This window comes from Embleya australiensis (assembly GCF_051903075.1).
Lineage (GTDB): Bacteria > Actinomycetota > Actinomycetes > Streptomycetales > Streptomycetaceae > Embleya.
In genome coordinates this window covers 1,580,078-1,593,152 of record NZ_CP182423.1, presented here as the reverse complement: position 1 = coordinate 1,593,152, position 13,075 = coordinate 1,580,078, and the positions used below count along the sequence as shown (strand labels likewise).

At 70.8% G+C, this 13,075-nt stretch carries 13 protein-coding genes and 1 pseudogene; 7 read left to right on the top strand and 7 right to left on the bottom strand.

What is annotated here, in order from left to right; all coding sequences use genetic code 11:
* The first annotated feature begins 13 nt into the window (after positions 1-13).
* Complete coding sequence (locus ACMXN5_RS37220) at positions 14-214, top strand: DUF397 domain-containing protein (protein ID WP_439679313.1); 201 nt, start codon at positions 14-16, stop codon at positions 212-214.
* A 97-nt stretch (positions 215-311) separates the two neighbouring features.
* Here ACMXN5_RS37220 and ACMXN5_RS37215 read toward each other — a convergent pair whose 3' ends face one another.
* A complete protein-coding gene (locus tag ACMXN5_RS37215) occupies positions 312-533 on the bottom strand; it encodes an e9imm peptide (protein WP_439679312.1) in 222 nt (73 codons plus the stop codon).
* Positions 534-601: 68 nt separating this feature from the next.
* On the opposite strand from ACMXN5_RS37215, the pseudogene ACMXN5_RS37210 reads away from it, so the two are divergent.
* The 6 genes and pseudogenes from ACMXN5_RS37210 to ACMXN5_RS37185 all read left to right on the top strand — a co-directional run.
* Positions 602-843: pseudogene (locus ACMXN5_RS37210) on the top strand (transposase); the annotation flags it as partial.
* A gap of 353 nt (positions 844-1,196) precedes the next feature.
* Entirely contained in the window at positions 1,197-2,060 is an 864-nt protein-coding gene (locus ACMXN5_RS37205) for a hypothetical protein (RefSeq protein ID WP_439679311.1), read from the top strand.
* A 117-nt stretch (positions 2,061-2,177) separates the two neighbouring features.
* Entirely contained in the window at positions 2,178-2,741 is a 564-nt protein-coding gene (locus ACMXN5_RS37200) for a hypothetical protein (RefSeq protein ID WP_439679310.1), read from the top strand.
* A gap of 482 nt (positions 2,742-3,223) precedes the next feature.
* The gene (locus ACMXN5_RS37195) at positions 3,224-3,499 is read left to right on the top strand and encodes a hypothetical protein (protein ID WP_439679309.1); all 276 of its coding nucleotides are present in this window, start codon (positions 3,224-3,226) and stop codon (positions 3,497-3,499) included.
* 292 nt (positions 3,500-3,791) lie between these two features.
* The gene (locus ACMXN5_RS37190) at positions 3,792-3,875 is read left to right on the top strand and encodes a DUF397 domain-containing protein (protein ID WP_439681356.1); all 84 of its coding nucleotides are present in this window, start codon (positions 3,792-3,794) and stop codon (positions 3,873-3,875) included.
* A gap of 119 nt (positions 3,876-3,994) precedes the next feature.
* Entirely contained in the window at positions 3,995-4,819 is an 825-nt protein-coding gene (locus ACMXN5_RS37185; RefSeq protein ID WP_439679308.1) for a hypothetical protein, read from the top strand.
* 172 nt (positions 4,820-4,991) lie between these two features.
* Here ACMXN5_RS37185 and ACMXN5_RS37180 read toward each other — a convergent pair whose 3' ends face one another.
* The 6 genes from ACMXN5_RS37180 to ACMXN5_RS37155 form a co-directional block, all read right to left on the bottom strand.
* Entirely contained in the window at positions 4,992-5,495 is a 504-nt protein-coding gene (locus ACMXN5_RS37180) for a DinB family protein (RefSeq protein WP_439679307.1), read from the bottom strand.
* 113 nt (positions 5,496-5,608) lie between these two features.
* Positions 5,609-6,943, bottom strand: a complete 1,335-nt coding sequence (locus ACMXN5_RS37175) for an MFS transporter (RefSeq protein ID WP_439679306.1) — start codon at positions 6,941-6,943, stop codon at positions 5,609-5,611.
* Positions 6,944-6,948: 5 nt separating this feature from the next.
* Positions 6,949-8,283 carry an ATP-grasp domain-containing protein gene (locus ACMXN5_RS37170; protein WP_439679305.1) on the bottom strand — a complete coding sequence of 445 codons (1,335 nt, stop codon included), beginning with the start codon at positions 8,281-8,283 and terminating at the stop codon, positions 6,949-6,951.
* A gap of 131 nt (positions 8,284-8,414) precedes the next feature.
* Positions 8,415-9,569, bottom strand: coding sequence for a saccharopine dehydrogenase family protein (locus ACMXN5_RS37165; RefSeq protein WP_439679304.1), 1,155 nt, complete (start codon positions 9,567-9,569; stop codon positions 8,415-8,417).
* Complete coding sequence (locus ACMXN5_RS37160) at positions 9,562-10,647, bottom strand: saccharopine dehydrogenase (protein ID WP_439679303.1); 1,086 nt, start codon at positions 10,645-10,647, stop codon at positions 9,562-9,564. Before ACMXN5_RS37160 ends, ACMXN5_RS37165 begins: the two co-directional genes overlap by 8 nt.
* A gap of 79 nt (positions 10,648-10,726) precedes the next feature.
* Positions 10,727-13,051: an iron-containing redox enzyme family protein gene (locus tag ACMXN5_RS37155; protein ID WP_439679302.1), complete on the bottom strand. Its 2,325-nt coding sequence runs from the start codon at positions 13,049-13,051 to the stop codon at positions 10,727-10,729.
* Positions 13,052-13,075: the final 24 nt, after the last annotated feature.

Below are 13,075 nucleotides of genomic sequence, written 5' to 3'. Positions count from 1 at the left end.
AGAGGGAAGACTCATGGCATACGTCACGGCCGGTGCGTCGATGTTGGTGAACGCGCCCTGGCGCACCAGCAGTTACACGGCAAGCAACCAGGCATGCGTGGAAGTCGCTCCGCTGCTGGAGACGGTGGCCGTTCGTGACTCGAAGATGCCGGGGGGACCGGTTCTTGTGTTCAGCGCTGCCGCATTCGATCAGTGCGTGGCAGCAATCGGTTAGGAGTTGCTGCGGCCCGCTGTCCCTGATCGTCCCGCCCGGGCAGCGGGCCGACTGCATGCGGGTCTTTCCGGTGCCGGAGAAGAGAGAACATGAACCATCACAGCGCGAAAGGTCGATACTCCAGGGCCCTATCGACAACCTCCGCAGCTGTCGGTTCCGGCCCTTCCGGCCAGAAAATCAAGCTGCTGACATAGCCGCTCGGGCACCCGAGAGCCTGGTCCAGCTTCTCCGTGACCCTGGCAAACTCGGCATCGTCGGCATGAACCGAGTCCATCACCTCCTGCACCATCGCCACGGCAGTCTCGCGAGCCATCGCCATCGCAGCCTCCCTTCCAGCGAGAGGAGCCTAGAGCGTGTCTCTTTGATCGTCTGGGCTGTTGATCAGTTGTGTCCGTTCGGTTGGTAATCACTGATGCGATGTGGGAGCGGATCGAGCCGCTCATGCCGGCTGATCCGGTCCGCGGTCGGCGGTGGGCCGACCATCGCCGGACACCGGAGGCCATGGCGTGGAAGTACCGAACCGGTTCGCCTTGGCGGGACCTGCCCGCAGGCCTCGGGCCTTTCAGACCGCGCACAAGCGCCTGATGAGGTGGGCCGTCGATGGCACATGGGAACGGGTCCTCGCCGCCTCGCCTGCGGGGCGGCAAGGCACGGGAGGGCTGCGAAGTTTCCGGGATGCGCGGGTGGCCGGGTCCCCGGGGAAGGTTCGCGGTGTCGTGGGGCGGGTGGTGGTGGCCGTGCCGGGGACCGGACGGACGCAGCTCTGGTGGGGGGTTGGTGGCCCGAAGTGCGGTGAATTTCTGGCCGGGTATCCGCTGGCGAACCACTCTCATCAAGACGACAGTGTGTAGCGCAGAACCGGCGCATGGTTATGCCCGGGGCGGTTGCCACGGATGGCGTGCGTGTACAGCCGTGCCACCCAGGGTGATTCCGGGCCGTCGGCCCGGTCCGCGGGGCGGCGCGGGAAGCCGGAAGGAGCACCATGTCGCTCTTGTCCCTGCCCTCACCCCCGCGCCCGCCAGGACGTGCGGGCCGTCTGCGGACGCTGACGGCCGCGTTCCTGCTCGCGGTGGCGGGTCTGCTGTTCACGGCCGCCCCCGCGCACGCCGACACCCGTGTGCAGATCACCGGGTCGGCCGACCCGGTCCCGCCGGGTACCGGCTACACCTACACCGTCGCGGTCGGGAATCTGTTCAGCATCCAAGGCGGCAGCGTCACGTTGACCGGCAGCGCGGCGGCGACCATCACCAACGTCGCCTCCTCCAACCCGGACATGCCCTGCACGATCGATACCGGCACCTCGGTGTCGTGCACCCGTCTGGGCCGCGTCGATTCCGACACGGTCACCGTCACCGTGCTGCCCACCACCGTCGGAACGGTCACCGCGAGCGCGTCCTTCAACGACTGCTGCAACACCGGCACCGACTCCGTGAACACCACGATCGCCGTCCCCGCGGCCGCCGACATCGCCATGGACCTGGACGCGCAGCCGCATCTGGGCATCCTCGTCCCCTACCTGCGCTACACCGCCACCGTGACCAACAACGGACCCGGCGCCGTCACTTCGGCCACCCTCACCGCGACCCTGCCCGCCGGGAAGACGGCCACGGACCTGTCCTCCGGTTGCACCTCGACCCCCGGCACGGTCACCTGCACCTACGGGGCCATCGCCAACGGCGCGCACGCCACCTCGACGTTCCACCTGCCCGTCGGCATCCTCAACATCGGGCACGTGACCGTCACCGCGACGCGCACCGCATCGACGCCCGCCGACAACAACGCGGCCAACGACAGCGACTCCGCCACCTGCACCGTCGTCTCGATCATCCTCGCCACCTGCCCCTGACCAGCAGGCAACACCCGGTGGACCGGCAGCCGCCCCTCCACCGGGCACCCCGCCCGGACGCCGAACCTCCCGGCACCAGGCGGCTCAACCCGCCATGCCCGTGAGAAACGAGGCATCATGCTCGCCCTTCCCGCCACCCGCTCCCGCCTGCGGCGCACCCTCACCGCCACCCTCGGCTGCGTCACGGCCGCCGTGCTCCTGGCCGTCGTGCCCGCCGGGACGGCCCACGCCGCGTCCTCGACCACCTGCACCGGCACCAGCCACGTCACCTACAGTCCCGGCCTGACCCTCACCCCGCAGACCGTCACCACCACCGAAACCGACACCTACACCTCCTGCACCTCCACCGACTCCACACTGACCAGCGGAGCCATCCCCACCGCCACCTACCCCCTCCCCAACGCCTCCTGCCTCGACCTGCGCCTGCCACAGGGCAGCAGCCCGCTCCCCCTCGACTGGAACAACGGCCAGTCCTCCACCGCCACCCTCACCTACGAACTGACCAGTACCGCAGGCGTCCTCCAGGTCATCGGCACCGGCACCATCACCTCGGGCGAGTTCACCGGCGCCACCGCCGTCCTCACCTGGATCTACGCCCTGGTCAACCCGCTCCAGTGCCTGGCCCCCGGCGGCCTCACCACCCACAACGGAACCCTCATCGCCCAGATCACCGGCCTGTGAACCACCCGACAACCACGCCAAGCCACCAAGTCGCCCCCAGGCCGAGCCCAACGCCGCACCAACCACGCCGGCCCCACCACCCGGACGACGCCGTCAGGCCCGCATACTCCGAACCACGCAGACCCGCGCTCTGCGGCTATATCCCTGGTTCGGTGAGATGGTCTGCGCCGCTGTTGTCCGTATGGCCAGGTGGCCGGCCCGGGGAAGCGGTACGGCGGTTGGCGGGGCCCGTTCCCGGCTGAATGCGTGAGCGTGGGTACGCACGTGGCGATGCCGTGCAGGCCGGACGGGGCGGGCCTCGCGGCGGGTGGCCTGATGTCCCGAACCGGCCGGTGCCCCGTGCCGGGAGGCTGTGGGATGGTCCGGTCGCTCGCCGCTTCCGGACCGCCGGAACCGCCCCTTGATCCGCAGGAGTCCCTGTGAGACTCGACGACCAACCACCCGACAGGCCGCGGTCGGCGCACCGTTCGCCCCTGCACCGTATGACGGCGCTGTTCGGCGGACTGCCGCTCGCCGTGGTGGGCCTGTCCCTGGGCACGATGCCCGCGCAGGCCTCGTTCCCCGGCACCAACGGCAAGATCTACTACGCCGACAGCGCCACCGGCAACGGCGACATCTACGCGGTCAACCCCGACGGCGTCGGCGTGGTCCAGCTCACCAGTACCGCGGACCGGGACTCGAACCTCGTCGCGCCTCGGCGGACGGCACCAAGGTCGCTTCCGTCAGGGACGAGGGCAACCGGAACCTCTACACCATGAAATGAACGCCGACGGCACCGGCAAGACCGCCGTCTACACCCCGTCCGCCGGCTTCCGGAACTTCACCGACCCGGCCACCCACCCGGCCCCGCCAACGCCGACATCGCCGTCTCACTGACCGCACAGCCGCACTTGTGCATCCTGGTCCCGTACCTGTCCTACACGGCCACCGCCCGCAACACCGGCCCCGGCGCCGTCACATCGGCCACCCTCACCGCGTCTTGGCGCACGAACAGTTACACAGCGAACAACACGGTCTGCGTGGAGTCGCCCCCTGTCGAAGTGGGTCGCCGTGCGGGACTCGAAGGCGCCCGGAGGGCCTGCTCTCGTCTTCGGCGCCGCCGCCTTCGAACAGTGCGTTGCAACCATCGGTTGAGCGTCGGACGAAGGCCGGTGTCACGCACGCGCGTCACCGGCCTTCGTGAGGCGGGGCGAGGGGGATCCCCATGACGTGGGTCCTGGGGGTGCGGCAGCCTGACGGGACTGTCATGGCGGTTGGCGGATGCTTCCGTCGGAGCCGAACCCCTTTGGAAGGAACCATTTTTCATGCAGTTTCGTGCCCGCTTCGCTGCCGCTGCCCTCATCCCGCCTCTCCTCGTGCTGACCGCCGCGTGCGGTGGGTCGGACGACAAGAAGGACGACGCGAAGGCGCCGGACGTCGGCAGCAGCACTGCGGGCACGACCACCGGTGTCCCGGGCGGTGGCGGTTCCGGGAGCGGCGGTGCGGTCGCCGCCGGTACCAAGGGCTACAAGCTCGTCGTTCCGGAGGCGATCGACGCCTACACGAAGTCCGGTACCGGCACCACGCCCGGCGCGAAGGAGGCCGAGGACCTCGGGGTGAAGAACGCCCAGACGGTGTCCGGCGTCTACAACGCGCCCAGCCCCGATCCCGGCAATCCCGCGACGGTGGGCGGTACACGGCTCACCTTCTACGGCTACCACGGCGAGATCGCCGACCCCGCCAAGTCGCTCGACGCCTACCTGGCCAACGTCGGCAACAAAGGCATGAAGGGCAGCGGGAAGGCGCCGGGGACCGACATACAGCCCGTGGGAGGCGCCAAGACCGTCAAGCCCGCCGGCTTCGAGGGCGCGCTGATGAAGTGCCAGGTCATGCAGTACACCCGCAGCAAAGGTGAAGGGACCGCCAAGACCGATGCGAATTACCGGTTCCCGGTCTGCGCCTGGGCCGATTACGCAACCCTCGGCGGCGTCGACGTCGCCGTGTTGGCCGAAATGACGAACGGCGGCGACGGCGTATCCCCGGACGAGGCAGCCGCGTTGACCGCCAAGGTCTACAACACGGCCCGCCAAATGTCCTGACCCACGGCGCGGGAACGACCGGCCCGGGTCGGTTCATCATCCGGGCGAGGTATCGCCCCGGGGACGGCGGCGCCCGCAGTGGAAGCCCGAGGAGGGTGCGCCCGAGGAACCCACGTCGACCCCGCTCCGCCGCGCCCCGGCGCTCCCGCGCCCCGGCGCCCCCGCGCCGGGCCTACCCGCCGGTCGTGCCGTCGAGCATCTCGCGCAGGATGTCCAGGTGGCCGTTGTGGCGGGCCGTCTCCTCGGTGAGGTGGAGAAGGATCCAGCGCAGGTCGACGCGCAGGCCCTTGCGGACTCGCTCGGCCTGCTTGTCCAGGCTGTTCGCGGCGACCAGTTCGCGGTAGCGGGCGCTCTGTTCGGCGTATTCGTCGAGCAACTGCGTGAGCGGAAAGTCGACGGCGATCCGCATCTCGCGGTCGGGATCCTCGTCGGTCCAGGGGCCCCGGTCCTCCTCGCCGAGGAAGACCACTTGGAACCAGTAGTACTCGACCCAGCGGAGGTGGTTGATCAGTCCGCTCACGGTCATCAGCGGCGACCCCGGCAGGAGCGCCTTGCGTGCGTTCTCCGCAGAGACGCCGTCGCATTTGGCGCGCGCGGTGTCACGTGCGTAGTCGAGAAACGTGGTGAGCTGGGTGCGCTCGTCCCATGCGGGCGGTGTGTCATCAATTCTGGTCATCGCGCGCAGCATCCCCGATCACCCCACCCGATGTCGAGCATTTATCGACGGAGCCTGGTCCTGGCCGTGGGCCGGAGACGACCGGTCCGGGGAGTGCGGACGGCGCGGTGTGTTCAGGCCGGGCCGGCGGTTGCGCGGGTCGAGGCGTCGGTGGCGTCGGCGTCGGCGGCGTTCAGCGGTGGCGTGGTCGGCCGGTCCCGCACCGAGACCAACACCAACACGATCGACAACGCCGAGCCCACGGTCAATACCGGCCACACCCCGTGTCCGAACCGGATGAACAACCACCCGCCCACGACCGGCCCGACCGCCGCGCCCAGACTCCAGGCGAAGTGGAAGCCCGCGATGTAGTGGCTCTTGAGCCGCGCGGGCCCGGCCACCACCGGATAGGCCGTGGTCGCCGGCCCGCCCAGGATCTCGCCGACGGACCAGACCAGCGTGCCGAGCAGGATCACGGCCGGCCCCAGCGGCAGGCCGTACATGCCCACGCCGACGCCCACCAGGACCAACGCCCAGGCCATGGTGAGCCGTTGCGACCACGCCTGCGCGTACTTGGTCATCAACAATTCGAACGCGATGACGATGAAGCCGTTCAGCGACACGGCCAGCGTGTACCAGAAGATCGCCACGCCGCTGTCCTTCACGTCGAGCGGCAGCGTGGACAGATACTGCACGTAGACGACCCCGAAGAAGAAGATCGCGGTCAGGTACAACATGTAGCGGCGATCGCGGATCATCGCCCGATACCCGCCGCGCCCGACCCGCTCTCCCTCCCCGCCCTCCTCGCCGGCCTCGGGGTTCGCGTCGCGGCCCGCCGCGCCCGGCTCGGCGGAGCGAGGCGGCAGCGTCACCCATGCCAGGGTCGCGTAGCACAGCGCGACCGCCGCCTCCACCCAGAAGACCAGGGCGTAGCTGTGGCCGGCCAGGTTGTACAACGCGAACCCGAACAGCGGCGCGACGGTGACGCCGAGGTTCAGCCCGAACCGGTACATCGCGAAGATCATCACCTGCCGGTTCGCCGGGGTGAGGTCGGAGAGCAGGGTGGCCGACGCCGGGCGGTACAGCTGCCCGGCCATGCTGACCAGCGCCACCGCGACCAGGATCAGCCCGAACGAGGGCAGGTACAGGATGGCCGCCAGCGGCACGCTCGCGCCGACCATGCTCACTACGCTCGCGTTGCGCGTGCCGAGCCGGATCGACAGCGCCCCGCCGAGCAGTACGCCCACGATCGCGCCGCCGCCGTACACGCCCAGCGCGAACGCCGCCTGCCCGTCCGAGTAGTCCCGCGAGGTCAGGAACAACACCAGGAAGATGTTCAGGAAGGCCCCGAGGCGGTTGATGAACGCCCCGGTGAGCAGCGTCTTCGCCGGGAGCGACGCCTGCCGGAAGGTGGCCACCACGGTCACCTCGTCGTTGTCGTGGCCCTCCTCGCGGGCGACGTGGACCATGCCGGTCAGCCGACGACGATGCGGATGGCGGCGCGCACGCGCTGCTCCAGGGCGTCGAGCCCGTCGGGCGTCGGGGCGTCGATGAAGAACGTGACGGACCGGTCGTCGGAGTCGGCGAGCGGGGTCAGCGACGCGCCGCGCTCGCGCAGCACCAGTACGGCGCGCAACGTCGGTTCCTCGCCCGGCCCGCCGGGCTTGATGTCGGGCCACACACCGCTGGCGCCGATCCACTCCGGCCGTACGTCCGGCCAGTCGAGCACCACGTCCTCCAGCGTGCCGGGCCGGTGCTCCAGGTAGACCTGCCGGGTGTAGCGGTGCGGCTGGGGGTAGTTCGCCGGTTCGCCGAGCGCGACGCGCAGGATCTCCGGCTCCAGCGGTCGCCCGGTGGCCAGTTGATACAGCGTCAGCAGCCCGTCGCCGGGGGTGCGCGCCGCCACCTCCATCAGGCGCGGGCGGCCGTCGTCGCCGACCCGCCACTCGGAGTGGGCGATGCCGTGCTCGAACGCGAGCGCCGCCACCAGTTCCCGATTGGCCGTCAGAAGCACCTCGCGCAGGTCCTCGCGCACGCTCGGCACGCTGTGCGCCATCTCCACAAAGGTGTGCGCGTGGCTGTCGGTGGTGACCTTGTCGGTCACCGACGCGAAGACCACCTCGCCGTCCTGGATCAGGCTCTCCACGGAGAACTCCGGGCCCGACACCTTCTCCTCGACCAGGACCACCTCGTGGTCGGGGTACGTCGCCAGTTTCGCGCGCAACCCGGCCGGGTCCGCCACCGTCTCGACGCCCGAACTGGACGCGCGGGAGGCGGGTTTGACCACGGCGGGGAAGCGCACCGCGTCGAGGTCGACCCGCTCACGCTCGCCGGCGGGAATGGTCAACGACGCCGGGCCCAGGTCGGGGGCGTACCAGCGCTGGAGGTACTTGCTGCGACAGGCGCGGCTGGCCCGCAGACCGGGCGAGCGCACGCCGAGCCCGTCGGCGAGCAGGCCGGTGGGTTCGGCGAGGTAGTCGCCCACCGCGTAGGCGCCGACGATCGTGTACGCCTCGCGCCACGCCGAGGTGCGCGCGATCGCACCCGCGACGAATGCGCCCTGCACGGTGAAGTCACCCGTCACATAAGCGATTTCGGTGATCAGCGCGGCGGGGTTGGAGGTGTCGGCCATGGCCTCCGTCGCCTGCGCGCGGTAGGACTCCGCGGTGATCACCAGGATCTTGAGCCCACGTCCGGAGAGTTCGGTCAGGTAGAGCGGATTGCGGCGGATCACGGGAAACGAGCCGGTCAGGATGAACGCCTGGGGCCGGTCGGCCGATTCCCGCGACTCGAACGGTGCCTGGGTCATGGTTCGGTGTCCTCCTGGATCGGGCGGTTCCGGTGGTCCGGGTGGTTCGGACGGGGTCGGATGGGTTCGGGTGCTCGGGTCTCGGGTGGTTGGGCTCGGGTTGCCGGGCGGAACGTGCCGGCGAGCAGCGCTCAGCGGTGCCGCTCGTCGAAGCGCCAGTCGACGCCGTTCGTGCCCAGGAACTCCAGCCACCGGCGGGCGTCCTCGGCGCCCTGGGCGGCCTGGCGCAGGCCCGCCGGCACCCGCCCGGCGAGGATCTCGGTGATCCCGTACGCCAGCGGCAGGGACACACACCGCGCCATCGCGCTCTCCTCGGCGTCACCGACCGTGTCCAGCACGTATTCGCCGCGCCAGCCCGCGCCGTTCGCGCCCTCGATGTCGAGCGCGACGGCGAGCACGACCCGATCACGGTCGGCGTCGGTGGTCGGATACCGGGCGGCGAGTTCGTCGGCGAGGGCGGCTATGCGGTCGCCGTCGCCGGTGCGCACGGTGGCGAACACGTCCTCCCACGCCCGCAGCCAGCCGTCCAGGCGCAGTGTGCCCCGGACGAACACACGCGCCCGCCAGTCGACCGGGAACGCGTACTGGGTGAGGCAGGGGAGGCTGTCGCGGTTGGGGTATGCCTCGAACGTCTCGCCGCCGAGCACGAGCGAACGGGTCGCCGTCCACGGGAGGTCGACCACCTGCTCGGCGTCGCCGTCGAGGTAGCGGGCGGGCGCGCGCAGCGCGTTCAACACCCCACGCGGCGCCCAGCTGAACCGGTAGCGGAACTCGTTGGATTCGGCGGGGACTCCGCCGCAGTACGAGGTGAACTCGACCGTCGCCGGGCCCTCCCCGACGACCTCGCGGCCCCTGGCCACCAGCAGGTCGGCGAACAGATGGTCGATGCCCGGGTCCAGGCCCGCCTCGGTCAGCACGACCAGACCGGCCTTCGTCGCCGCCGGCGCCTCGGCCACGATCTCCTCGGACACGTAACTGCTGCACGTGAAGTGGGCGTTGCGCTCGACACACAGCCGCAGGAGCGCGGGGTGTTCGCTCGCGGGCAACATCGACACGACGATGTCGCCGGTGCGCAACTCTCCGGCCAGCCGGTCGAGATCGTAGGCGCGGGCGGCGGCGCGACCGGTCAGACCCAGCCGGGCCAGGCACCGCTTGGCCTTGGTGCCGGTACGGCCCCAGACCAGCAGCCGTTCGGCCCGGTCGGCCACCACACGCAGTCCGCTGCCGGTGGACAGGCCGGTGCCGATCCAGTGCACGGTTCCGCCGGCGGGTATCGCGTCAAACATGGACGTTCTCCGTTTCCAGGCCGTTCGCCTCGCATGCCTCGCGGAAGACCCGCAGGCAGCGCTGCCAGGGTTGCCCCGGTTCTCCCAGGGTCGCCAGATGGGGCGTCAGTTCGGCGGAGAAGGCGGTACTGGCCTCGCCGGGAAGCAGCGACGGCAGGTTGTCGATGGCGATCACGCCCAGCGGGTCGCCGACATCGCTCACCATGCGCACCGGCTCGCGCCAGTCGGTGATGTCGTCGTAGACGGGCAACACGTTGTTCCGGGACGTGACATCGCAGGTGACGTCCGCGATCAGAGACAGTCGCCGGGGTCGCGACCGCAGCGACGCGGGGGTCACGAAGGGCGGGGTCGGCGTGGTCACCAGCACGGCGTTGACGAGGATGTCGTGATCGAGCAGCGCCGCGTGATCCAGCGACCAGGTCTCGGCGACGTCCCAGCAGGTCGGCTCGATCCCGGCGACCGCCAGCGCTTCGCGTGCGCCGCGCCCGCATCGGCCCAGCGCCCCGATGACCAGTACGCTCGGCCGCGCGCCGGTCGACGTCTCGCGCAACGCCCGATCCAGGTCTTCCTTCGGGCGCGGTCGCAGCGGTGGATCGAGCCGGCCCCGATGCCGGAGCACCGCGAGCGCCGCGCCCACGTATCCGGCCCAGTAGCCGAACGCGGCCAGCCGCCGCCCGTCCGCGTCGGTGAGGTATTCCAGGTCGAGCAGTGCGCCGCCGCCCGCCGTGAAGCGCCGCAGCAGCGCCTCGGCGTCGCGCTGGCCCTTGTACGCGTGACCGAAGAACACATGCCGGTGTCGCAACGTCGCCGGTTCGTCCGGGAGTTCCTTCAGGCCCACGACGAACTCCGTGACCGGGGCGGCCCGCCAGCTCCCGGCCTCGGCGGCCACGCAGCCGGCGTCGAGATAGTCCCCCATCGGGAACACACGCTGCGGCGAGTGCTCGACGGTGACCGTGATGCCCTGCGCGACGAGCCGCGCGGCGTCGGCCGGCACGATCGGCGCGCGCCGCTCGCTCTCGCGCGTCTCGTGCCGCATCGTGATCCCGACGTCGGTCGTGCGCGGGCGGGAATCGGCCATGTGCTGTCCTCCGGGTACGGGTTGCCTGTTCGTGGTCGTAGTCGCGGGGGCGGGGGCGGGCGCGGGGTCGGCGGCCGACTCAGATGACCAGGTCGGCCAGATCGTCGGTCGCGCCCGGCGAGGAAGGGTCGCCGGACTCGATGTCGGGTTCGGCGGGTGGATCACCGGCGGATATGCGGTTGAGCAGGGGCTGTTCGAGGAAATACGCGAAGGAGGCGTAGCCGCGCCAGACCCTGCGCCACTGCTCGGCCACCGCCGCCTCGCCCGCGGTGCGCCGCACCCGGTCGAGGAATCCGACGATGATGTCGGCGGCCTGTTTGGCGTGTCCGGCGGAGAAGTTGTCGATGGTCAGGTGGGCCTGTTCGTAGCAGTCGTCGATGCCGTGCCGGCGCAACTTCTGGATCTCGTGCAGCCGCATCTCGCCGGAGCCGAACATCTCGATCGCCAGGTTGTAGCCCAGGATCTCGTTGTGGAAGCGGTCCGGGAACAGGCACATGCACAACTGCTGGATCGCGAACCCGTAGAGATCGTCGGGGAGTTCGTCCTGCTCGATGAACGCCTCGTCGCGGATGTGCGGCAGTTCGAGGCCCGCACTGGCCAATACCCGGTGGGTCAGCGTGATGTGGTTCTTGCGCAGGTCGCCGTTGCCCATCTCGTCCGCGTAGATCGCGAACAACATCGCGTCGGTCTCGCGCTCGTCGTGCCCGAGGTTGCCGAGGCGGTGCAGCCATGCGCCGTCGATGAGGTAGGTGAGGTAGTAGGTGGACTGCCGGAACAACACCTCGTCGCGGTCCGGGATCTCCCGCAGCGGTTCGTAGGGGTCGACCAGCTTCTCCCAGTAGACCCGCTCGGCCCGCTCGTACAGGGCCCGCGGGCTGTAGTCGAACCAGGTCGCGTCGGTGTACCGGCCGCCGGCCCCGTGTACGAACAGGATCTCCGCGTCCCGGAAGCACCGTTCGGCCCGCTCGGCGGCGATCGGCAGCGTGTTGGCGAAGTTCTCGATGTTGACCAGGCGGTGGAACAAATCGCGGTGGTCGCGGGGTTCGGCCTCGGCGATCACGACATCGGCCGGGGCGCTGCGAATGATCGCGGCCCGTCGGTGCTCGGCCGCCGCGTCGCCGGCGGTCTCGGCGGAGATCTCGACGGCGGGCCGCTCACCCGCCTGCACGCTCACCGCCCAGGCCCGGAACGTGGCCGCTTCGTGCTCGTCGAAGATCCCGAACATCGGCCCGCCGAAGCGCATCGCGTCCAGGAGCCGGCAGTCGCCGTTGCCGGGCCCGCGCAGGTATCCGGACTCACGCAGATCGGTCAGGAATCCCGCGAGGTCGATCCGGGCGGCGCCGAACACGTCCGTCAACGCCTTGCCGCCGACCCGGGTGCCGCCGTGTTGGCGGCCGGCCAGCGGGGCGTGGCGCGCGATGATCGCGGCGACCCGCGACTCCAGGGTGCGGCCGGCGCGCCAGGCGGCGTGCTCGGCGAGCATCGCGACGTGCTCCCGCTCCAACTCCAGGGTCAGCCGCACGGCCGTGTACAACCGGCGGCGCGCGGCCGGTCCGGCCAGGGCCAGGTGTTCGGTCAGCACCTCGCGCAGGGCCGGTTCCGGCAGCAGCGGTGCGGTGTCGGCGAGCAGGTCGTCCACGCCGAGCGCGAGGAAGGCGTAGTGCACGCCCGAGACCTCGGGCAGGAAGTTGGCCGGCAGCCGGGACAGGGCCAGGTAGAAGGCGGCGTGCAGCGCGGTGAGCGGGCGGGTGCGGGCCCGGTCCGCGAAGTCGGCGGCGGCGAGCTCCGGCAGGAGTACACCCGCGTCCTCCAGCGTGCGCCGCCGCGACCGGGCCTGGCCGCGCTCGGGGTTGCCGCCGCCGCGCAGCGTCAGATGGTGCGCGAAGAGCCGGTTGACCACGACGGACGGCTGGGTCGCGGGCTGGGAGAGCGTGTCCAGCCAACAGCCGGCCGCCAGCGCCAACGGCGCGCGCCCGCGCAGGGCTTCGGCTCGCGCCTCCGGACCCGATCGGGTCAGCGCGTCCAAGACCTCGGCCGACTCGGCTCGGGCGTCCCGCACTTCGGCGGCGATCGCCTCGGCGAGGACATCGGCCGCGGCTTCGGTGTCGGCCGGGTTTTCGTCAGCGCCGTCGACGCCGCTCCCCGCGCCCGGCCCCCGGCCGCCCGCGTCGGCCAGGAACGCATCCAGCACCCATCGGGCGACCAGAAGCGTCGACTCCGACTCCTGGTCGCGCAGCAGCAGACGGAACACCTCGACCGGCTCCGCGCGGACCGCCGACCGCGCCTCGTCCAGGGCGGCGCGGCCGAAGACGAACGGCCGGTGCGGCAGCGCGTCGACGGTGTCGGGCAGGACGAAGGGCACGAAGGCGCGGCCGGGACCCGGCGTAGGCGGTGCGGTGGTCATCCTGAGCCTCCAGCTCGGGCGTTC

Bases quoted from the DNA above. Each gene is read 5' to 3' on its own strand.
- ACMXN5_RS37220 (WP_439679313.1), top strand. From the start codon at position 14: ATGGCATACGTCACGGCCGGTGCGTCGATGTTGGTGAACGCGCCCTGG.
- ACMXN5_RS37215 (WP_439679312.1), bottom strand. From the start codon at position 533: ATGGCGATGGCTCGCGAGACTGCCGTGGCGATGGTGCAGGAGGTGATG.
- ACMXN5_RS37205 (WP_439679311.1), top strand. From the start codon at position 1,197: ATGTCGCTCTTGTCCCTGCCCTCACCCCCGCGCCCGCCAGGACGTGCG.
- ACMXN5_RS37200 (WP_439679310.1), top strand. From the start codon at position 2,178: ATGCTCGCCCTTCCCGCCACCCGCTCCCGCCTGCGGCGCACCCTCACC.
- ACMXN5_RS37195 (WP_439679309.1), top strand. From the start codon at position 3,224: ATGACGGCGCTGTTCGGCGGACTGCCGCTCGCCGTGGTGGGCCTGTCC.
- ACMXN5_RS37180 (WP_439679307.1), bottom strand. From the start codon at position 5,495: ATGACCAGAATTGATGACACACCGCCCGCATGGGACGAGCGCACCCAG.
- ACMXN5_RS37175 (WP_439679306.1), bottom strand. From the start codon at position 6,943: ATGGTCCACGTCGCCCGCGAGGAGGGCCACGACAACGACGAGGTGACC.
- ACMXN5_RS37170 (WP_439679305.1), bottom strand. From the start codon at position 8,283: ATGACCCAGGCACCGTTCGAGTCGCGGGAATCGGCCGACCGGCCCCAG.
- ACMXN5_RS37165 (WP_439679304.1), bottom strand. From the start codon at position 9,569: ATGTTTGACGCGATACCCGCCGGCGGAACCGTGCACTGGATCGGCACC.
- ACMXN5_RS37160 (WP_439679303.1), bottom strand. From the start codon at position 10,647: ATGGCCGATTCCCGCCCGCGCACGACCGACGTCGGGATCACGATGCGG.
- ACMXN5_RS37155 (WP_439679302.1), bottom strand. From the start codon at position 13,051: ATGACCACCGCACCGCCTACGCCGGGTCCCGGCCGCGCCTTCGTGCCC.